The organism is Sulfitobacter noctilucae (assembly GCF_000622365.1).
In the GTDB taxonomy this organism is placed as follows: Bacteria; Pseudomonadota; Alphaproteobacteria; order Rhodobacterales; family Rhodobacteraceae; genus Sulfitobacter; species Sulfitobacter noctilucae.
In genome coordinates, this window is record NZ_JASC01000013.1 from 95,348 (window position 1) to 116,238 (window position 20,891).

The 20,891-nt window shown below is 58.6% G+C and carries 20 protein-coding genes and 1 other RNA gene; 9 read left to right on the forward strand and 12 right to left on the reverse strand.

Going from position 1 to position 20,891, the window contains the following annotated elements; genetic code table 11:
- Window positions 1-13 precede the first annotated feature (13 nt).
- Entirely contained in the window at window positions 14-1,012 is a 999-nt protein-coding gene (locus Z945_RS0107180) for a class I SAM-dependent methyltransferase (RefSeq protein WP_025051420.1), read from the reverse strand.
- A gap of 3 nt (window positions 1,013-1,015) precedes the next feature.
- On the reverse strand, window positions 1,016-1,357 hold the full coding sequence (gene clpS / locus Z945_RS0107185) for an ATP-dependent Clp protease adapter ClpS (protein WP_025051421.1): 342 nt from the start codon (window positions 1,355-1,357) through the stop codon (window positions 1,016-1,018).
- A 90-nt stretch (window positions 1,358-1,447) separates the two neighbouring features.
- Here clpS and Z945_RS0107190 point away from each other — a divergent pair, with 90 nt between their 5' ends.
- Window positions 1,448-2,155 (forward strand): HAD family hydrolase, encoded by a 708-nt coding sequence (locus tag Z945_RS0107190; RefSeq protein WP_025051422.1) that lies wholly within the window; start codon window positions 1,448-1,450, stop codon window positions 2,153-2,155.
- Window positions 2,156-2,410: 255 nt separating this feature from the next.
- A complete protein-coding gene (locus Z945_RS0107195) occupies window positions 2,411-3,865 on the forward strand; it encodes a D-alanyl-D-alanine carboxypeptidase family protein (RefSeq protein ID WP_025051423.1) in 1,455 nt (484 codons plus the stop codon).
- Here the strand turns inward: Z945_RS0107195 and Z945_RS0107200 are convergent.
- A complete protein-coding gene (locus Z945_RS0107200; protein ID WP_025051424.1) occupies window positions 3,846-4,742 on the reverse strand; it encodes a LysR family transcriptional regulator in 897 nt (298 codons plus the stop codon). The genes Z945_RS0107195 and Z945_RS0107200 overlap by 20 nt on opposite strands.
- A 383-nt stretch (window positions 4,743-5,125) precedes the next feature.
- On the opposite strand from Z945_RS0107200, the gene Z945_RS19505 reads away from it, so the two are divergent.
- Complete coding sequence (locus tag Z945_RS19505) at window positions 5,126-5,344, forward strand: DUF6552 family protein (RefSeq protein WP_052862631.1); 219 nt, start codon at window positions 5,126-5,128, stop codon at window positions 5,342-5,344.
- Here the strand turns inward: Z945_RS19505 and Z945_RS0107215 are convergent.
- The 6 genes from Z945_RS0107215 to Z945_RS0107240 all read right to left on the reverse strand — a co-directional run bounded on the left by Z945_RS0107215 (window position 5,319) and on the right by Z945_RS0107240 (window position 12,510).
- A complete protein-coding gene (locus Z945_RS0107215; RefSeq protein ID WP_025051426.1) occupies window positions 5,319-6,098 on the reverse strand; it encodes a DUF2189 domain-containing protein in 780 nt (259 codons plus the stop codon). The two genes, Z945_RS19505 and Z945_RS0107215, sit on opposite strands and share 26 nt — an antisense overlap.
- A 53-nt stretch (window positions 6,099-6,151) precedes the next feature.
- A complete protein-coding gene (locus tag Z945_RS0107220; RefSeq protein WP_037970767.1) occupies window positions 6,152-7,729 on the reverse strand; it encodes an ABC transporter ATP-binding protein in 1,578 nt (525 codons plus the stop codon).
- Window positions 7,729-8,835 carry an ABC transporter permease gene (locus Z945_RS0107225; RefSeq protein WP_025051428.1) on the reverse strand — a complete coding sequence of 369 codons (1,107 nt, stop codon included), beginning with the start codon at window positions 8,833-8,835 and terminating at the stop codon, window positions 7,729-7,731. The genes Z945_RS0107220 and Z945_RS0107225 overlap by 1 nt, the downstream gene beginning before the upstream one ends.
- Window positions 8,835-9,920 (reverse strand): microcin C ABC transporter permease YejB, encoded by a 1,086-nt coding sequence (locus Z945_RS0107230; protein WP_025051429.1) that lies wholly within the window; start codon window positions 9,918-9,920, stop codon window positions 8,835-8,837. The genes Z945_RS0107225 and Z945_RS0107230 overlap by 1 nt, the downstream gene beginning before the upstream one ends.
- A 9-nt stretch (window positions 9,921-9,929) precedes the next feature.
- Window positions 9,930-11,768 (reverse strand): extracellular solute-binding protein, encoded by a 1,839-nt coding sequence (locus Z945_RS0107235; RefSeq protein ID WP_241434489.1) that lies wholly within the window; start codon window positions 11,766-11,768, stop codon window positions 9,930-9,932.
- Between the two features lie 244 nt (window positions 11,769-12,012).
- Complete coding sequence (locus Z945_RS0107240; RefSeq protein WP_025051431.1) at window positions 12,013-12,510, reverse strand: c-type cytochrome; 498 nt, start codon at window positions 12,508-12,510, stop codon at window positions 12,013-12,015.
- A 127-nt stretch (window positions 12,511-12,637) separates the two neighbouring features.
- On the opposite strand from Z945_RS0107240, the gene Z945_RS0107245 reads away from it, so the two are divergent.
- Window positions 12,638-13,480, forward strand: a complete 843-nt coding sequence (locus Z945_RS0107245) for a prephenate dehydratase (RefSeq protein ID WP_025051432.1) — start codon at window positions 12,638-12,640, stop codon at window positions 13,478-13,480.
- A gap of 98 nt (window positions 13,481-13,578) precedes the next feature.
- Here Z945_RS0107245 and Z945_RS0107250 read toward each other — a convergent pair whose 3' ends face one another.
- The gene (locus Z945_RS0107250) at window positions 13,579-14,046 is read right to left on the reverse strand and encodes an SRPBCC family protein (RefSeq protein ID WP_025051433.1); all 468 of its coding nucleotides are present in this window, start codon (window positions 14,044-14,046) and stop codon (window positions 13,579-13,581) included.
- Window positions 14,047-14,143: 97 nt separating this feature from the next.
- Window positions 14,144-15,112 carry an NAD(+) diphosphatase gene (gene nudC, locus Z945_RS0107255; protein ID WP_025051434.1) on the reverse strand — a complete coding sequence of 323 codons (969 nt, stop codon included), beginning with the start codon at window positions 15,110-15,112 and terminating at the stop codon, window positions 14,144-14,146.
- 159 nt (window positions 15,113-15,271) lie between these two features.
- Here nudC and Z945_RS19510 point away from each other — a divergent pair, with 159 nt between their 5' ends.
- Together Z945_RS19510 and ffs are read left to right on the forward strand one after the other, a co-directional pair.
- Window positions 15,272-17,143 carry a 5'-nucleotidase C-terminal domain-containing protein gene (locus Z945_RS19510; RefSeq protein WP_025051435.1) on the forward strand — a complete coding sequence of 624 codons (1,872 nt, stop codon included), beginning with the start codon at window positions 15,272-15,274 and terminating at the stop codon, window positions 17,141-17,143.
- 19 nt (window positions 17,144-17,162) lie between these two features.
- Window positions 17,163-17,260: signal recognition particle sRNA small type (gene ffs, locus Z945_RS20305), an RNA gene on the forward strand.
- Between the two features lie 159 nt (window positions 17,261-17,419).
- Here ffs and ypfJ read toward each other — a convergent pair.
- Complete coding sequence (ypfJ, locus tag Z945_RS0107265) at window positions 17,420-18,262, reverse strand: KPN_02809 family neutral zinc metallopeptidase (RefSeq protein WP_025051436.1); 843 nt, start codon at window positions 18,260-18,262, stop codon at window positions 17,420-17,422.
- Window positions 18,263-18,325: 63 nt separating this feature from the next.
- Between ypfJ and Z945_RS0107270 the strand changes: the two genes are divergently transcribed.
- From Z945_RS0107270 to Z945_RS19515, 3 genes are all read left to right on the forward strand, one after another.
- Window positions 18,326-18,688 carry a DUF202 domain-containing protein gene (locus Z945_RS0107270; protein ID WP_025051437.1) on the forward strand — a complete coding sequence of 121 codons (363 nt, stop codon included), beginning with the start codon at window positions 18,326-18,328 and terminating at the stop codon, window positions 18,686-18,688.
- Window positions 18,689-18,757: 69 nt separating this feature from the next.
- Entirely contained in the window at window positions 18,758-20,509 is a 1,752-nt protein-coding gene (locus tag Z945_RS0107275; protein WP_025051438.1) for a DNA polymerase III subunit gamma/tau, read from the forward strand.
- Complete coding sequence (locus Z945_RS19515; RefSeq protein WP_174412330.1) at window positions 20,485-20,883, forward strand: hypothetical protein; 399 nt, start codon at window positions 20,485-20,487, stop codon at window positions 20,881-20,883. The genes Z945_RS0107275 and Z945_RS19515 overlap by 25 nt, the downstream gene beginning before the upstream one ends.
- The last annotated feature ends 8 nt before the right edge of the window (window positions 20,884-20,891 follow it).

Sequence of the window (20,891 nt, forward strand, 5' to 3'; positions counted from 1 at the left end):
TTTTTGATCGCGTTTACGGCCTGCGGCGGGCGCGCAAAGGACGCGTTGCATGGAACAGCTTGAAGCGTGAATCCCCACCGATTTCGGATACCTGCGCAAACCGCTTCTTCAATTCCGCCTCATAGGGCAGATGACGGTTTGCCACCATCCACAAGTCGCCCTGCACCGTCAAAAGGCGCGCCGCGGTCGCGACAAAAGCCTGCCCGATCTGCGGTTCTGCAGCCCGGCCAGTATGAAATGGCGGGTTCATCACAATGCAATTCACCTTGCCGGTGGGGTCCCACTGCGTCGCGTCTTCCCAATGGAAGTGGGCCCGTTCGTCGGTGACATTGCGCTTGGCACATTCCAGCGCCATATGGCCTGCCTCAACCAGATGCACAGCGGTTACATCGGGCCGTGTAAGCACATGCGCCGCGAGAAAGCCCCACCCTGCGCCCAGATCAGCCACTTCGCCCGACAGGTGTTCCGGCAAGGCATCGACCAATAGTGCAGACGCCAGATCTACCCCATCGGCAGAAAACACGCCCGGCGCGGTCCAGAAGCCACCATCGGTTTGCGCGGGCAGCTGTGTCCAATCGGCAAAACAATCCGCCGCCGGTTCCGAAATCCAGAACATCTTGCCATGCGCTTTGGCCACAGGACCCTGTACCGTCACACGTCCGCGCATTGATTTAAGGATCGAGTCCGCCCCGTCAGTCTTCTGACCGTCGATAACCACCACCCCTTCCGTCACCGAACAGGCCAGCGCGATCATATGCCGGGCTTCGGCCTTGGCACGCGGCAAACAAACCACAGCGGCCACATAGGGGCCAGCGGGCGTTACCAGCGTGTCGTAGCCGCGTCCGGCCCATGCGTCATAGGAAGGTTTGAAATCGTGGATGATGTCACAGCGATCCGGCACGATGCCGCGCAAGTCTGCGTCTATCGGCGGATGGAAAACCGCGATGCGCCCCTCCTCCGGCAAGTCCAACCCGCCACCGTTCAGGGCCACTTGCAATCGGGCATCAATCACTGGTTATTCTTCTTTTTCCATAGTGCATTGCAACGGGTGCTGATGCCTGCGGGCAAAGTCCATAACCTGCGCCACTTTTGTCTCTGCGATCTCGTGGCTGAACACGCCAACCACGGCCAGACCCTTCTTATGAACGGTCAGCATGATCTCGAAGGCTTGCGCGTGGTTCAGACCAAAGAACCGCTCCAGCACATGCACAACAAATTCCATCGGCGTGAAATCATCGTTCAGCAACATCACCTTGTACAAAGGCGGTCGCTTGGTCTTGGGCTTTGTTTTCGTCAGCAGGCCGGTGTCGCTGTCGTCGTCGGACCGGTCTGCCATCATGATGGGGTCACAGCGCATGACGGCTCCGATTGGTTGGTGTGAAGGATTGTGAGTCGTTAATGGGGGTATATAACCTCATGTACCCTTTAGAAAAGAGGCATGCGGCAAATGAGCTTAACGTTGACCACCGTCGGACTGGATGCCGATGATACGCTTTGGCACAACGAACGCTTCTTCGCGCTGACCCAGGACCATTTTGCCGATCTGCTGCGTGACCATACGGATAAGGATCACCTGATGGACCGCCTGCTGGCCGCAGAGCGACGTAATCTGGCCCATTATGGGTACGGAATCAAAGGCTTTACCCTATCGATGATTGAAACGGCGATCGAGGTAACAGAAGGCAAAGTTCCCGCAGAGGTCATTTCGCAGATCCTTGATGCGGGGCGCGATATGCTGTCCCATCCGGTCGAGGTTTTGCCGCAAGTCGAACAGACGCTCAAAAGGCTCAGACCACAGTTCAAACTGATCCTGATCACCAAGGGCGATCTGCTGGACCAGGAACGCAAGCTCGCGCAATCCGGCCTACGCGATCATTTCGATGCAATTGAGATCGTTTCCGAAAAGACGGCTGCGATCTATGACGCAATCTTTGCCCGTCATGGCACCGGGGCAGATCAGGGTTTGATGGCGGGAAACTCACTGGCGTCTGACGTCATTCCGATGATCGCTGCGGGCGGCTGGGCGGTGCATCTGCCCCACGATCTGACTTGGGCACTGGAGCATGCACAAGCGCCCCTCAGCGCGCCCCGCTTTGCGGCACTTCGCACTATTGGTGCCTTGCCTAACCACATCTCTCGACTGCTCGCTGACTAGGTTATTTTAGCGCTCAAATCGGGCAAAAGGAATCTGGGCAAAGACGCCTTTGTGCTGCCACAAAGTTGCCACATTCGCCGGTGTAGTAGCACCGCACCGCACTGCCCCCAAATCTGGGTCACGCGGCTCTCAAACTTTCGCATATTCCCTTGATTCACAGGGTTTATCGAAAATACGACTCGTGTTAGCTTTGTCTTATAAAAATATGGCCAGTCGAAAAATCGGCGGTCTTGAGGCAGAAAAAGGCAGGTTATCATGAAGGCGCGACGCGTTCCGTCGGCCCGTTTCGGGTTGTTTTTCATTGCGGCGATTTGGCTTTTGGTGATTGTGCCAATCAGCGCCATGTCAGCCCCCTATGCGGCTTATGTGATCGACGCGCGCACCGGCAAAGTGCTGCACGAGCAGAACGCGAATACGCGTCTGCATCCGGCTTCCCTTACAAAAATGATGACGCTTTATATCGCGTTTGACGCGATCCGCCGAGGCGAGATTTCGTTGGATACAAAGGTGACGATCTCCAAGAAAGCGGCGGCGGAGCCACCCAGCAAGCTGGGCCTGCGTGCCGGTCAGCGTATCGCGCTACGGTACCTCATTCGCGGGGCGGCGGTGAAATCAGCCAATGACGCCGCGACCGCCATCGGGGAGGCGATCTCGGGCAGTGAAGCGCGGTTTGCGCGGCGCATGAACGCCACGGCCAAGGCTCTGGGGATGACCCGCACAAGCTTCAAGAACATGCACGGTCTGACCGAAGCGGGCCATTTGTCTACGGCGCACGACATGACCATCATGGGGCGGCATCTGCTTTATGATTTCCCTCAGTATTACAACCTGTTCTCACGCATTGAAGCGGATGCAGGCGTGCGCAAGGTCAGCCACACCAACCGCCGCTTTCTCAATTCCTACAAAGGTGCGGACGGGATCAAAACCGGCTATACCCGCGCGGCAGGCTTTAACCTGACAGCCTCTGCCGAACGCGGCAACGAGCGGATCATTGTTACCGTCTTTGGCGGCAAATCCACCACTTCGCGGAACGCGAAAGTCGCCGAATTGATGGACCTTGGGTTCCGCCGTGCGCCTTCCAATGCGCCCTTGCGCAAGCCGCAAAAGCCCAATGTCGCCAACGTCGACACAGCGCCTGCCCACAACAACGCCAACCCCGGGTCTGTTGCCGGAGGTGCGGGTAAGACGATCCGACTGGTCGGCGCGGTCAAAACCTCCAAACGGCCACAGTTGCGTCCCGTTCCGGATACGCCAGTGCTGGTCGCCCAGGCCGCACCGGTGGAGCAACCCGTCACCAACGCCGACATCACCGCGGCACTTCAGGAAGCGGTACAAACGCCTGCCCCCCAACCTACTGTGACACTTGCCGCCGCAGGCACGTCGATCCGCCCCGCTGTGCGTCCAAAGACCACGGCAAAGCGGAAAAAGCGTGTGGTCGAACAGGAGGTTGTCACGCGCGTGTCGACCTCTGGCGGGCGCCATTGGGGTGTGAATGTGGGCCGTTATCCCTCGCGCTATGCCGCCGAAAAGGTACTGCTGAAAACAGCGCTGGCAGAGATGTCGACGCTTGACGGCACCCTGCGCAAAGTAGTCCGCCGGCCCCAGGGCTTTGACGCGAATTTTCTTGGTATGACCCGCGACACCGCTGATCTGGCCTGTCGCAGACTGGCTGCCCGCAATGTCAGCTGCTTTATGATTGGTCCGGGATAACTTCAGGGCGCCGCGCCTCACGCCGCAGCCATGTCACGAAGGCTTTGACCCATTTCCGAGCTGGCCCCTTGCGGGTCACGATCTGATATCCGGTATCCGGCATCTCCTCTCGATACAGTTCTCTCAGCCGTCCGGCAGCAATATCGCGGGCCACAAATTCGCGCACCGTCACAACAACGCCATGCCCGTCCCGTGCACCGTCCAGCATGAAATTACCGGGCAGCTGCATCATTCCCGGCTTTGACTGCGGCACCCCAAAGCGACGCAACCAGCGGGTCGCCTCCGTGGTGCCGAATTCTTCGAGCCAGGGAAATTCAGACAGCTGGTTAAGATCGTCAAAAGGCGCATCTCCAACCAATGCGGGTGCGGCCACCACCACCAACGGCGACGATACCAACATTTCGGCATCGACACCGGGCCAAGGCCCCGTGCCATAGCGGATCGCCACATCGATGCCACCGGTGTCAAGCGATACGACTGCTGGCGACGGATCAATCATCAGATCAATGTCAGGATGTGCAGCGCGGAATGTCGGCAGACGCGGCATAAGCCAGGATGCGGCAAAGCTGGGCGTCACCGAGATATGGAGCGGCCGCCCCTCGTGCTGGCCGGTGATCTCTTCTACCGCTTCGATCATCTGGGCAAAGCTGCTTTGCAAGGCCTGCGCCAGACGTTCGCCTGCCACAGTCAGCGCCATGGCCCGCCCCGTGCGATCCAGAAGGGCGACCTCCATCTGCTGTTCCAGCGCCCGCAGTTGTTGGCTGACCGCCGCGTGACTGACGCCCAGCGCCTCACCTGCCGCGACAATATTGCGGGTTTGCGCAAATGCTGCAAAAGCACGCAATGCGGACAGGGGGGGAAGACTACGCCAGTTCATATTAAATACTGACTTACATAACCAGAAATTCGATGACTCGCATTGAACGGCAATTAGGCTTTATTTGGAAGTACGAAATGAGAAACGGAAGGAAGTCACATGTTAAATATCTATGCAAACAGCATGATGCATGCGACACGGACTGGCTGTGTCACCCTGCGCGATATGCCCAAGACCACTTCATCAAAGCGCAAGCGGTGGTTTTCGCGTAACAAGACACGCTGCGTCAACCCTAACGAATTGTGAGCACTCCCATGGCACTTGCCTCAACCGCCCAACACGACAGCTTTGACGCGGGAACCCTTGTGGGGTCTCCGCTGACTGGATCCGAGCCGAAGGCACCCGTCCCCCCGGCCCGTTTCGGGATTGGCCCGAACGGTGTGATGATCCTGAAATGGGGCGCATCCATCGTCCAAATTCTGGGCTATTCCGCCACGGCATTCGGGATGACGCCGCTGAACATCTACCTGTTCCTGGTTGGATTGATCGGATGGTTCGCCGTAGGCGTCATTTGGCGGGACAAGGCAATCATGCTGATCCACGTTGTAGCGCTTGTCGCGATGGGTGCCGGATTGCTCAGCTCGGCTGGTTCTGCTCCGTAACCGCCGAATATAGATGCCATGTCGCGTGCCCCAGCACCGGCATGGCAACAAACAACCCCATGAAGGCGGGCAGCATCGCCGCCAAGGTAATGATCGCCAGCAAAGCGCCCCAGGCAATATAGATGACCGGTGCTTCTCGAACGGCCCCGATCGAGCGCAGCATCGCCGTGATAAAATCAACGTCCCGATCAAGTATCATTGGCATGCCCAACACGCTGATCGAAAAGACAAACAGCGCGAAAGCCGCGCCGACAAGCGTACCAAAACCCAGCATCGACAGTCCTTCGGTCGTGCCGAAGACCGCGAACGAGGTGGATACATTTGTCATCGGGGACAGGCCCAGAAACAGGGCAAAGATCATGTGACCCAGAAAAAACCAGAACATGAAGGTCACGATGATGATGACCGCAAGCCAGGGAAACTGCCCCCCCAAATGGTTCCAGACCACCCCGACCACATCGCGCAATCCTGTGGACAGGCCCTGTGCCCGGCGTCGGCTGACCTCATAAAACCCCAGCGCAGCAAGCGCACCAACCAGTGGAAAACCCATGACCGCCAGGATCAACCAGAAGGTCTGGCCGGTGGCGTAAGTGATTGCCGCCATAATCAACCCAGCAATGACAAAGAAGCTGGCAAAGAACAGATCCGCCACCGGAGCCGAGGCAAAATCCCTAGCACCGGCAGCTAGGCTGCGCGTCACATCGCGGAATGTAGGTCGGCGCAGCTTTGGTGCGCCGGTGCGGGCTTCGGTCATATCCGCAGTATCGCCGCTCTGGTACAAAAATCAATCACCAGCGCGTGGCGGCATCAGGCGGTCGCTTGCAGCAGGGTGCGCGTGTAATCGGACTTTGGCCGGTCATACAAGTCGGCGGCAGGCCCGTATTCCACAACATCACCGCGTTTCATCACCATCACCTTGTGCGACATCGCCCGCACAACTTTCAGGTCATGGCTGATGAACAGATAGGCCAGCCCGTATTTCTGTTGCAGGTTGCGCAGCAGTTCGACGATTTGCACTTGCACCGTCATGTCCAACGCCGAGGTTGGTTCATCCAGCACCAGAAGCTTGGGCCGCAGCACCATGGCGCGGGCGATCGCAATGCGCTGGCGTTGACCGCCGGAGAATTCATGCGGATAGCGGTCCATCGTTGCCGGATCGAGGCCCACTTCAACCATCACGTCATACACAAGCTCGCGTTGGTCACGGGTCGGATCAACCTTATGGATGGTTAGCCCTTCCGCGATGATCTGGAAGCAGGTCATGCGCGGGGAAAGCGAGCCAAAGGGGTCCTGAAACACGATTTGCATGTCTTTGCGCAAGCGGCGCAGGGCACGCGTCGACCACTGGCGCACATCCTGATCCATGAAAGTGATGTCCCCCTCTGACGCGATTAGGCGCATGATGGCCAGCGCCATCGTCGTCTTGCCAGACCCGCTTTCGCCCACGATGCCCAGCGTCTCGCCCGCACGGACAGAGATCGTCGCATCGTTAACTGCCTTCACATGGCCTACCGTGCGCCGCAGCAGCCCCTGCTGGATCGGGAACCAAACTTTGAGATGCTCGGTGCTGACAATCTGCTCGGCCCGCTCAGGAACGGGATCAGGCTCGCCTGTCGGCTCTGCGCTGAGCAGTTTGATCGTATAGGGGTGCTGCGGGTTGGCAAAGAGTTCGGCGGTTGGTCCCTGCTCTACAATCTCGCCGTGCTGCATGACGCAAACACGGTCCGCGATCCGACGCACAATGCCCAGATCATGGGTGATGAACAGCAGCCCCATGCCTTCGCTGTCCTTGAGGTCCTTCAACAGATCAAGGATTTGCGCCTGAATGGTCACATCCAACGCCGTTGTCGGTTCATCCGCAATCAACACATCGGGCTTGTTGGCCAGTGCCATCGCAATCATCACCCGCTGGCGTTGCCCGCCAGACAGCTGATGCGGATAGGCACCCAAACGGCTTTCGGCATCATTGATGCCCACTTTGTCCAACAGCTCCAGTATCCGCGCCTGCGCCGCAGCACCGGCAAGCCCCTGATGCAAAGCCAGACTTTCGCTAAGCTGCTTTTCAATGGTGTGCAGCGGGTTGAGCGAGGTCATCGGCTCCTGAAAGATAAAGCTGATGTCATTGCCGCGCACCTTGCGCAACAATTTCTCATCCGCACCTATCATCTGCTGGCCGTCATAGGTGACAGAACCGGACACCTCGGCGCTTTCGCCCAACAGGGACACGGTGGACAAAGCCGACACAGACTTGCCCGACCCACTTTCGCCCACCAGCGCCACAGTCTCGCCGCGCTCAACGTGGAACGACACGCCCTTGACCGCATGGGTCAAGGCACCATCCTGCCGAAAGGACACGCGCAGGTCTTTGACTTTCAATAATGCCATCAGGAAAACGTCTTTCGCGGATCAAAGGCATCGCGAATGCCCTCGAAGATGAAAACCAGCAGCGACAGCATGATCGCAAAGGTGAAAAACGCGGTGAACGCCAGCCACGGCGCTTGCAGGTTCTGCTTGGCTTGCAACGTCAGTTCCCCGAGTGACGGGGCCGAGGACGGCAAGCCAAAGCCCAAGAAGTCGAGAATCGCAAGCGTGCTGATTGTACCGGTGATGATGAAGGGCAACATAGTGACCGTGGCGACCATCGCATTGGGCAGCATATGGCGAAACATGATCGTCACGTTGCCCACGCCCAGCGCACGGGCCGCGCGCACATACTCCAGATTGCGCGCACGCAGGAATTCGGCACGCACCACGCCCACCAGCGCTGTCCAACTGAACAACACCAAGAGGAACACAAGCAGCCAGAAACTGCGCCCCAATATCGCGAACATGATGATGATCACATACAGCGACGGGGTAGAGGACCATATCTCGATGATCCGCTGAAAGATCAGGTCAGTCCAGCCGCCAAAGAACCCCTGTACCGCGCCCGCGATAATCCCGATGAGTGAGGCAAGACCGGTCACGATCAGTGTAAACAGAATAGACAGCCGGAACCCGTGGATCACCCGCGCCATCACATCACGTTTGGTGCCATCGGTGCCCAGCCAGTTCTGGCTGTTGGGCGGCAGGGGGGCGGCACCGGGCCGGTCCACGGCGGTGTTGAACGAATAGGGGATGATCGGCCAGATGGACCAACCTTTTTCGATTTCCTCGCCTTCGATCACGCCATCCTGCGCGTCTTCGATGTACCCATCAGGGTCATCGAAACACAATTCCAACCCGCCAGTCGCGATCAGGCACTTCACTTCCGGATCGCGATAGACAGCTTCGGTCTGGAAATCGCCGCCAAAGGCCGTTTCCGGATAGAAGTTAAAGATCGGCACGAAATAGTCGCCGCGATAGTTCACGAGGATCGGCTTGTCGTTGGCGACAAACTCCGCGAACAGCGAAATGCCGAACAGGATCGCGAAAATCCAAAGCGACCAATAGGCGCGTTTGTTCTTTTTGAAATTGCTCCAGCGGCGGGCGTTCAGCGGTGATAGGGCCATCAGCCTTCCCTCCGCTCAAAGTCAATGCGCGGATCGACCAGCACATACATCAGGTCCGACAGGATGCCGACCAGCAGGCCGATCAGGCCAAAGATAAACAGCGTGCCGAACACGATGGGATAATCCCGCGCCACGGCCGCCTCAAAGCCCAGACGCCCCAGGCCATCCAGGCTGAAGATCGTCTCGATAATCAGCGAGCCACCAAAGAACACCCCGATGAAAACCGCCGGAAAGCCCGCAATCACGATCAGCATCGCGTTGCGGAACACATGACCATAAAGCACCCTGCTTTCCGACAGCCCCTTGGCGCGGGCGGTCATCACATAGTGTTTCTTGATCTCGTCCAGAAAGCTGTTCTTGGTCAGCAGCGTCAGCGTGGCAAAGGCGCTGATGGTAGAGGCCAGCACCGGCAGCGTGATATGCCAGAAGTAGTCGCCAATCTTGCCCAGCAAGCTGAGTTCCTCGAAGTTGTCGGAGGTCAGGCCGCGCAGCGGGAAAATCTGGTAATAGGATCCACCCGCGAACAGTACCAAAAGCAGGATCGCGAACAAAAACCCGGGGATCGCATAGGCCGCGATGATCGCGCCAGAGGTCCATGTATCAAAGCGTGAGCCGTCGCGCACCGCCTTGCGGATGCCCAGCGGGATCGACACCAGATAGGCAATCAACGTGGACCACAGCCCCAGCGTGATCGACACCGGCAGCTTTTCCTTGATCAGGTCGATCACTCCGATGGAGCGGAAATAGCTCTCTCCGAAATCGAAACGCATGTAGTTCCACATCATGTTGAAGAACCGCTCGACGGGTGGTTTGTCAAATCCGAACTCGGCCTCAAGCTCCGCGATGAATTCGGGCGGCAGACCGCGTGCACCGATGTAATTCTCGTTTCCACCTACGTCTGTGGCACCGGCATCATTGCCGCTGCCCGAGAACCCTTCGAACACATCGCCGCCCCCCTGGATGCGGGCAATCGCCTGCTCGACCGGACCACCGGGCACGAATTGCACCAGTGCAAAGTTGATCAGCATGATCCCTACCAAGGTCGGGATAATCAGCAACAGCCGTCGAAGAATATAGGCGCCCATGGGTTCCGCTTACCGCAAGGCGCCTGCGGCCCGCAAGGCGGCAGCTTTGTCAGCGTTGTACCACCAGAAATCCAGGTTACCCAATGCGAAATCCGGGATCACCTCGGGGTGCTCGTATTGATCGTAATATGCCGCCCAATGGGTCGCCTTGTACCACACCGGGATCATGATGAATTCGTACCGCAGGGCACGGTCCAGCGCGCGCAGCGTGGCTGCCTCTTGCTCCGACGTTTCGGCCCGCAACGACGCCTCGATGATCGCATCGACCAGAGGGCTGGCCAGACCGGCGGGGTTGAACAGGGAATACGCCGCGTCCTCCGAGCCGAAGCGCTGGATTAGGCCCGTACCTGTGCCCAGAAAGGCCGCATATTGGTCAAAAACCAGATCATAGTCGCGGTCGCGTTCGCGCAGGGTGTACTGGCTTGAATCCACCTTCTCCAGCACGGCGTCGATGCCCATCGCCGTCAGATTTGACATGAAATTCTCGACCGTGGCCGCCAACGTGGCAGAGCCTGACGAATTCAACAGGAAGGTAAGGCGTAACGGCTCCCCCGCCGCGTTCCGCCGTTTGCCGTCATCGCCCACAGACCAGCCCGCATCGTCAAGCAATCGCATGGCACGCCGTGCATTGCGTCGGTCCAAGAGCCGGTCGGCGCTGGAGGTATGCGGCGTCACCACCTCTTCGCTCAACATCTCCGGCGGGACCAAATCGCCAAGCGTTTCCAGAAACGCCAGTTCGTCGCCTTCGGGAAGGCCGGTCGCCATCAGCTCGGTGTCCTGCGAATAGGACGCCCGCTGTTTGAACAGACCGTATTGCAGGGATTCGTTGGTCCACTCGAAATTAAAGCCCAAGGCGACAGCCTCGCGCACACGTTTGTCCTGCAGAATCTCGCGGCCCAGATTGAACACGATGCCCGTCGGCGTGGGGGGGGAGCCATCCGGCAGCTCAGCCTTCACCACATAGCCTTCGCGCACTTTGGGGAAATCATAGGCCGTGGCCCATTGTTTGGAATTGCCCTCGTTGCGGAAGGTATATTCGCCCGCTTTGAATGCCTCGAACGCCGAATTTTCGTCCCCGAAATACTCGATGCGAATGCGGTCAAAGTTGTTCCGGCCCTTGTTGAAGGGCAGATCCTTGCCCCAATAGTCCGGGCTACGTTCATAGACAATGCGGCGATTCACATCGATGTCCGCAATCATATAGGCACCTGACCCGGGCGAGGTTTCCAACCGGCTTTCGTCCAATCGTGCACCGGATTCCTCGTACCACTTCTTGGACCACGCCGGCACACCGCCAACCTGTTCGATCAAACTGCGCCGCGACACGCCTTCGGCAAAGTAGAACTTGATCGTATGATCGTCGATCACCTCAACCTTCGGGATCAGACGGCGCACCGCATCGGCATAGGATTTCAATCCTTGGTCCAACAACAGATTGTGCGAAAACTCGATATCATAGGCGGTCACCGGATCGCCCGTAGAAAACCGCGCCTCTGGCCGCATGTAGAAAATCACCCAATCCTTGCTGGGCGGATATTCGACCGTGTGCGCCAACAAGCCATAGTATTCCGAATAGACATCGGCGGGCGCAGGTGCGTTCACCCCCTCACCCAGCAGGCTTTCGTACATCACGGTGGACAGCGCGCCCCCGCGACCCTTGCGGCTGTAGGGGTTCATCGAATCGAATGTACCCAGCGTCGATAGCGAAATCTCGCCTCCTTTGGGTGCATCAGGATTCACATAATCAAAATGCGTGTAATCAGGCCCATATGTCAGATCGCCAAAAAACGAGTATCCGTGGCTTTGGATCAACTCGTCCTGCGCCCGAACCATACCGCCCAACGCCATACCAACAACAAAAACTCCCAAGGCAAGCCAGTGCAGACGGCTCATCAACCCCATTGGGTGAGAAACAACAGATGTCGCGGGTTTGGTCATACTGCCCATCCTTTTTGCCGGAACCGGATTTGTTTGATGTAAGCTAACGGTGTGGCATGCCAAGAGACAAGTTGCGAATATGTTATCTGCACCTTCACAACGAAAAAGGCCGCCCCCGCTGGGACGGCCTGACATAGTAAATAGAGCCTCGGCGTTATTCTGTGCTCTGCAAATATGCGATCACGTTCGCCTTATCTTCGGGCTTTTTCAGACCCGCGAAACCCATTGATGTGCCCGGAGCCCATCCTTTGGGGTTCAGCAAAAAGGCGTAAAGGTTCTCTGGCGTCCAGGCATCCGCTTGTGCGGAAAGCGCACCGGAGTAGCCAAATCCGTCAACGGCCGCGACCTCGCGACCAACAACACCGTTCAGGTGGGGGCCAACCGCATCTTCACCATTGAGCTTGTGACAAGCGGAACACTTGCGGAAAACGCTTTCGCCTTTGCCGACATCGGCAGAAGCCAGCAGCGCGGCCACATCGATTTCTTCCTCGGGCTCTTCTGCTTCGGCACCGGCCACCTCGATCGCGTATGATGGCTCTCCGTGCAATTCAGCATGGTAAAGCTCCTCCGCACCCCACTTTCCCAAAAGAAGAATGAGCCAGGCCCCGAACAGGCCGCCTGCGATTTTCGTGATGGTCATTGTATCGAACATATATCTGGTCCGTATCTGTCTACTGAGGCTTTTCAAGCGGGTATCTATTGCTTTCCCTTATCGCAAGCAAGGTGTAGTTAGCGCGACGAAACGCCCAATGCCGCTCAAAGTGCCAAGGATTGTGCTGATGTCCGACAAAATTGCCCCGCGCATCGCCTTTCAGGGCGCTCTAGGTGCCTATAGCCACGAGGCCTGTTTACAAGCCCGTCCCGAGATGGAGCCCGTGCCCTGCACCACCTTTGAAGGGGTGATCCGTGCCGTACGCGAGGGCCGTGCCGATCTGGCTATGCTGCCGGTTGAAAATACAACCTATGGCCGGGTTGCCGACATTCACCGCCTCCTGCCTGAAAGCGGCCTGCACATTGTGGCCGAAGCCTTCGTTCGGGTGCGCATCGCCCTGATGGCCCGGCCCGGCGTGACGATGGCGGAAGTAAAGCATATCCGGGCTCACATGGTGCTGCTGCCACAGGCCCGCAGCTTTCTGGATCAACACGGCATCACCTTCGAGGCCGCCGCCGACAGCGCCGGTGCTGCCGAAGAGCTTGCCTTGGCCGAGGGATCAACCGAAGGCGTGCTGGCCAGCGAGGTCGCCGCCGATATCCACGGGCTGGACGTTCTGGCCCGCGATATTGAGGACCTCGATCATAATACCACGCGTTTTTTGCTGATGGCCCCCGACATCGACCTGACCCGCCGGGGCGACAAGATGCTGACGACTTTCGTTTTCGAGGTCCGCAACATTCCCGCCGCGCTCTATAAAGCGATGGGCGGATTTGCCACGAATGGCGTCAACATGACCAAGTTGGAAAGCTATATGGTCGGCGGCTCGTTTACGGCCACACAGTTCTACGCAGACATCGAAGGGCATCCCGATGACCCAGCCGTTGCACGCGCGCTGGAGGAATTGGGCTACTTCACGAATATGCTTGATATTTTGGGCGTGTATCCCGCGCATCCGGGGCGCGGCTAGAATAGGGCCAGCTCGCCTTCGAAAGCAGGCCGTCAGGACCGCCTACTCAACTCGCCGAGTTGCATGTTCAGGAATTTGCGCACGCAAAAACAAGCGCGTTAAGCGCGTCCTGCGTAACGCTCTTCCATCGCTTTCGCGTATTCAGCGACACGCAGTTTGAACTTTTTGGTCAGCGAGCTTTTGGCCAACTTCAGCGACTGGACCAGCAAACGGGAGGACAGGTTCAAAGGTTTGATTTCAAGCTGGACCAACACCCGCGTTCGGCTGCGCGACAGCGCAATCAATTCAAAGCTTGTCGTGCCAAGTATACCGGGAGAGGTGCTTTCCAGAACCATCTCATTCGGGCGGTCAAACACCGCCATCTCGACTTCCATCTCACGGCGTTTGCCGCGCAAATCAAACGCCGCCTGCCAAAGCATGCCGACACCCGGTGCCGCCATCTGGTCCCGTCGTTGCACTTCAGCGCCACGCCGCATGGCCGAGCGCTCGAAACGGTCGAATTCACACAACATATCAAAGACAGCGTCAATTGGCGCTTCCACATCTTCGTTGGTCGAAAATTTCATCGTTCTCACCTGCCTCGACGGTCAACTTGAAGCCGCGAACCGGCATCTGTTGATGCACTTTTCGCCGCCACTAACCACTTGTTAACTATTTCTCGCCTCAATCCAAAGTATCCGCAAGCCAGTTTTCTAGTAGAAAGTGTGCAATGGCCCCCTTCCGGGCCGGAAGAATCTGCGGATGCTCGCCTGCAAAAACATCCATCATCTCTTCGCGCGTGACCCACAGCGCATCCTCGATTTCGACCGGGTCAACGTTGATCTCCTCACTCAGGGCTTCACCCTGACAGCCAAACATTAACGACGCAGGAAAAGGCCAAGGCTGACTGGAAAGATAGTTAACAGCCCCGACGCGGATGCCCGATTCTTCAAAAACCTCGCGGCGCACGGCGGCTTCGAGTGTCTCACCCGGCTCCACAAAACCGGCCAGCAGCGAATACATCCCGCGTGGCCAGCCCGGAGAACGCCCCATCAAGACCGAATTGCCCTTGGTGATCAGCATGATCACAACCGGGTCGGTGCGGGGAAAATGACTGGTATGGCAAGCCGGGCATTTGCGCTGCCATCCCGCCTGACCGATCTGCGTAGCCGCCCCGCAGGTGGCACAAAAACCGTGACTGCCGTGCCAACTCAAGATCGCTTTGCCGGTCGCAGCCAGTTCCGCATCTCGCGGTGTCAGCCATGTCATCACCCGGCGCAACTCTGCAAAGGCTACGTCCTCGCCCAGCGCCGGATGCCTTTGCTCGCTCGGGTCCAGAAAGCCGCCCAACTGGGCCGCGTCCAGGTCTTCCGGCTCCCAATCAGAGATATCAAAGGCAAAGCGTGCAGCCCCGTCCTCGCGCCCCAGCAGAATCGGTTCTTCGCGTGCCAGATCGAGCACCTCGTGATCCATTGGCAGGCGCACCAAACCAGCGGGCCGCCCCATCTGGATCAGCGGCTTGCCACGCCAGAACAGCACTGCACGGCTGTCCGCGGCAGCCCGCGCAAACCGTAGCACTGCCGCATTATTGCGGATCTCGCCCGCCCGGTCCAACGCGGATCCCCCGAATGTCACTGTTTCCGCATGCCGCATTGTCGTTCCTCGCCTAAATCACTCAAACTCTTCGTCCGGCCTTTGTGTTGCATTGGGCCCAAAGGCACAATCCGGCTAAAGCAGGCAGGCTTGCATAATTTTGGTTGTCGTGATTGACTGCCGCGCAATCATTAGTTGTATTGGTACGCTCAATTTCCGATGAAAGACGCCTTCGCACCCGCCCAGAGCAATGAGAAGGAAGCCGGACAGAGCCAGTCAAGGTGTCTGACAGCGCGCCTTCGGGTGCTTGCGACAACAGATGTCCACATGCAGCTTCTGGGCTATGACTATGTGCGGGATAAAGCCCTGGCGCACCACGGGTTGGCCGGTCTGGCCACGTTGGCGTCAGAAGCGCGTGCCGAGGCGAAGGCAGAGCACCGCACCAGCATTTTGTGTGACAACGGGGATTTTCTTCAGGGTTCTGTTCTGGGCGATATGCTGGCGACCCAGCAGGTGACACCGCGCCATCCCGTAGTCCAATGCATCGACCACATGGGATTTGATGCAGTCGGTATCGGCAATCACGATCTTGATTACGGCCTGACCTACCTGCGCGATGTGGCAAGATGCAGCACTCCGCCCTGGATCAGCAGCAATCTGATCATCTCAGACGATGTCACTCTGCAACCATCCGTGATCATTACCCGAAAGATCAGATCCGAGGACAACACCACAGACAATAATTTGCGCATCGGGATTCTCTCGGCCTTGCCAGAGCAGACATCCCTGTGGACACGAGACACTTTGGCCGGACGTGCGGAAGTGCAGGACGCCCGGGAAAGTGTGTGCCGCCAAGTTGCCGATCTTCGGGCGAAAGGGGCGGATATTGTCATATTGCTCGCGCATTTCGGGGTCGAGGACCGATCCGCAAGTGATCAAAGCGCGCTGACACTTGCCGCTCTGCCGGGGATTGATGCTGTTGTGGCAGGTCACACGCATCTGCGCTTTCCAGGCAAGGATCACGCCGGCGTGGACGGTGCCGATATCACCCGAGGCACGCTTGCTGACTGTCCTGCGACGATGCCCGGCTATGACGGGTCCGATCTTGCGGTTCTGGATCTTGATCTATCGCGCAATGCGCAAGGCATCTGGCAGGTTGACAGCCATCAAGCACAGCTGCGCGCCAACACCAAACAAATTGCCCCCGACCCGCGCATCACCGAGATATTCACCCCGGCGCATGTCATGACCAGACGTAGATTATCGCGGCCCGTGGGAAAAATTGATCGCCCGATCCACAACTTTTTCTCGCTCGCCGCGCCGACGGCAACCAGCGCCTTGGTAGCAGAGGCAAAACGTCGGCTTATCAAACGTGCATTGGCTGATCATGCGGACCGGCACCTTCCGATTCTTGCGACAGCGTCGGCTCATACCGCAGGCGGGCGCGGCGGTTCGGATCACTATCTTCACATTCCAAAGGGAGAAGTTTTGCGCCGGCATTTGGCGGGTCTCAGCCCCTATGCCAACCAGATCTGCGCCCTTCGGATTACCGGCGCAGAACTGCGCGATTGGCTGGAGAATGCTGCGTCGATCTATTGCGCCCTATCGCCCGACAAGCCTAACCAACCTTTGCTGGAAACCAGACGCCCGTCGTTCGACTTTGATACAATCTTCGGCGTGGACTATACCATTGACCCCACGCGCCCCGAGGGTCAGCGTATCACCTCACTTGCGTACAATGGCACGGCTGTTGCCTCTGATCAGCGTTTCATTTTGGTGACAAAGCAGTTTCGGCTTACGGGGGGCGGTGGCGGGACGGTCTTTCCCCCTAACCGCATGCTCTTAAAAAGCGACGTGCCCCTGTCCGATGCACTGGCCGCGGTCATCGAAGCTGACGCAGGACTGCCGGACAGGTTCGAAATACCATGGCGTTTCTCCGTGCCGCAACCTTTGCAGGTCCGCTTCCAGACCTCTCCATCCGCATTGAGTTTTCTGGACGAGATCGCTCACTTGCAGCCGGAATTTACGGGAACGGACGGGGATGGCTTTGCCCATTTGACACTCAAACTCCATGACTTGCACCCGCTCTGATCCGGTCCTATATGGAGGGTGAGAGGTTGGTGCGGGCGAGCGCCTCGCCAACCTGGTCAGAGCCGGAAGGCAGCAGCCACAACGAGTCCCGCTTGGGTCGTTATCAATCTCTCACCCAAGCGCTTTTGCGAAGCAAAAGCGCGGTGGCCCGGCAGGGGCATCCACGGGATGCGCCCGAGAGGGCAAAGCCCCCAACATGCCCCATTCCCCACAAGTCACGTTACCCACAAGTAATTTAACCTATTGTTAAACAACAACAGTATCCCCCTAGGGCGTCTAGAGTTGCTGCGCGGCAAACGTGTCGCATTCACCCACAGCGCCCGTTTCGAATCCGCGTGCAAACCAACGCTCGCGCTGTGCTGATGTGCCATGCGTGAAGGTATGCGGCTGCGGAACACGGCCGGCCTGCTGTTGCAGATAATCATCTCCGATCTTTCGCGCAGCATTCAGCGCCTCTTCCAGATCACCCTTTTCCATCAACCCTCGCACGTTTGTGGCCCAGATGCCCGACAGGCAATCGGCCATCAACTCCAACCGTACCGTCAGAGCGTTTGCCTCTACCGTGCTGGATTGCTGACGCGCGGCATTGACCTTGGGCAAAATACCAAGCTGGTTCTGCACATGATGCGCAACTTCATGTGCAATCACATAGGCGGCAGCAAAATCGCCTCCTGCGCCCATGCGCTGACTCAGCATGTTGAAGAACTGCGTATCAAGGTATGCTTTGTTGTCAGCGGGACAGTAGAACGGGCCACTAGCGCCCGAGGCACCGCCGCAAGAGCTTTGTGTTACACCGCTGAAGACGACCAACTGCGGCGGCACATACGCGCGGCCCAACTGCTCCTGGAATATCTTGCTCCAGACGTCTTCTGTCGTGGCCAGCACCTGTGCCGAAAATTGCGTCGCACCACTGTCTTCTGCACTGACAGGCGCGCTTTGCTGGGTTTGCGGCGCACCACTTCCCTGCAACAGCGGCGAGACGTCAATACCGGTAAAATATCCAATCGCCAGAACGGCCAGAACACCAACCAAACCAAAGCCACCAGCCTTTCCCGCACGACGCCCACTTCCGCGCCGCACTTCCACATTCCGGCTCCGTCTGATTCCCTTAAGCCGCATGACAGCCCCCTTTGCATAATTTCGCCTATTGTCAGGCCAACCCGCACGCCACACAATAGTTCAATGAGTAGTAGCAATGAATTGGCAAAAGACCGTACCGACTGGGCCGAGGATCGCACGATACTGGCGAACGAACGGACTTTTGCCGGGTGGATGCGAACCGGCATGGCCGCTGTCGCGCTTGCCGTTGGGTTAAGGGCCGTGTTCGGTGAATTCGACCCCACATGGGTCGCAAAATCTATCGCCACAATCTTTATCGTACTGGCGGTTTATATCTTCTGGGCCGCACAAGACGCCGCCTGTATGACGCTCGGCCGCCTCACAGATAATGAAGCACATGCACAGCCTCGCAACCGGATGCGCATCCTGTCGGTGGTCTTTGCCTTTGGCGCTGTGGCAGTCGGCGGCATCCTCTGGGCGCTATAGGGCAGGTTTACGCGCCCCGCCGCTACGCATACCCTTAGACATCTCATCCGAATCCCCGCTGGAGACCGCATGTCCGACACCCCCGCCTACCGCGTCCTTGCCCGCAAATACCGGCCTGAAACCTTTGCCGATCTGGTGGGGCAGGATGCCATGGTGCGCACGCTGAAAAATGCGTTCGAAGCAGACCGCATCGCGCAGGCCTTTGTCATGACCGGCATTCGTGGCACGGGCAAAACCACCACGGCGCGGATCATTGCCAAAGGCATGAACTGTATCGGTCCGGATGGCACGGGCGGGCCCACAACAGAACCTTGCGGCGCGTGCGAACACTGTGTGGCGATCATGGAAGGCCGCCATGTCGACGTGATGGAGATGGACGCCGCCTCCAACACCGGTGTCGCCAACATCCGCGAAATCATCGATTCGGTGCATTACCGCGCGGCATCGGCCCGCTACAAAGTCTATATCATCGACGAAGTGCACATGCTGTCGACCGGTGCCTTCAACGCACTCCTGAAAACGCTGGAAGAGCCGCCCGAGCACGTCAAATTCATCTTCGCCACCACCGAAATCCGCAAGGTTCCTGTGACGGTCCTGTCGCGTTGCCAGCGCTTTGATCTGCGCCGGATCGAGCCCGAGGTGATGATCGCGCTGATGCGCAAGATCGCCAGTGCCGAAGGGGCCGAGATTGCCGAGGACGCGCTGGCGCTGATCACCCGCGCTGCCGAAGGGTCGGCGCGCGACGCCACATCCTTGCTGGATCAGGCGATCAGCCACGGCGCAGGCGAAACCACCGCCGATCAGGTCCGTGCCATGCTGGGGCTGGCAGATCGCGGCCGCGTCCTTGACCTTTTTGACATGATCCTGCGCGGCGATGCCGCCGGTGCGCTGACCGAACTTTCCGGCCAATACGCAGACGGTGCCGACCCGATGGCGGTGCTGCGCGATCTGGCCGAGATCACCCACTGGGTGTCGGTGGTCAAGATCACACCAGATGCCGCCGAAGACCCCACCATATCGCCCGAAGAACGCAGCCGCGGGTTGGAAATGGCCGAAAACCTGCCGATGCGGGTGCTGACCCGCTTGTGGCAGATGCTACTCAAGGCGCTGGACGAAGTTGCCGCGGCTCCCAACGCAATGATGGCCGCCGAGATGGCGATCATCCGCCTGACCCATGTGGCTGACCTGCCCAGCCCCGAAGAACTGGTGCGCAAGCTGAACAACACGACGCCGCCACCTGCGGCTGCATCCCCCTCCGGCGGTGGGTCTTCGGCAGGCCCATCCGGCGGCGCGCAGGCTGTGCAACAGGCGCAAAGCCGCATGGCAAGCGCACCGCAGCAGAACGGGCAGGCCACCGCCCTTGCGCAAGACCCCGACGCTGCCCTGGCGCGCTTTCCCACATTCGAGCATGTGGTCGAACTGATCCGCGCAAACCGCGATGTGAAGCTGCTGGTCGAGGTGGAGACCACCCTGCGCCTTGCCGCCTATCAGCCCGGTCGCATCGAATTCGTGCCCACCGAAAACGCCCCGCGCGATCTGGCACAGCGCCTCGGTCACCGGCTGCAAGGCTGGACCGGCAACCGCTGGGCTGTCACGGTGGTGAACGAAGGCGGGGCGAAAACCATCGCCGAGATTACCGATGCCAAGGCCATCGCACTGGAACAAGAGGCGCGGGATCACCCGCTGATGCAAGCCGTCCTCGCACAATTCCCCAAAGCGCGGATCACCGCAATTCGTACGCCCGAAGACATCGCCGCACAGGCAGTGGAAGAGGCGCTGCCGGAAGTGGAGGACGAATGGGATCCCTTCGAAGAGGAGTGATCCTCGCCACCATTCTGCCCGGCGCTGCCATGGCCGAGGTCTGCGACAAGGTCCGCCCCCTTTGGGGCGGTCCCGCACCCGCCACGCTCTGGGACGAATTCATCGGCTTGGCCGGTACACCCGTGTCCTTGGTTCTGATCCTCGCCTCCGCCCTCGCCTTTCGCTTTCGCAGTCAATGGGGAGGCCTCGCGGTTGTGGTGGGCTGGACGCTCTGGGTATCGATGGTCGCGTTTTACGGCGGCCATGACAGCATCCGCCAACAGGCTATATCCGAAGGATGCATCGGCTCACCCGCCTTGTTCATCGGCGCGGTGGCTGCAATATGTATCGCAATGATTATCTACACCACACCCCGGCAAGACCGGATGTCGTAAACACGAAT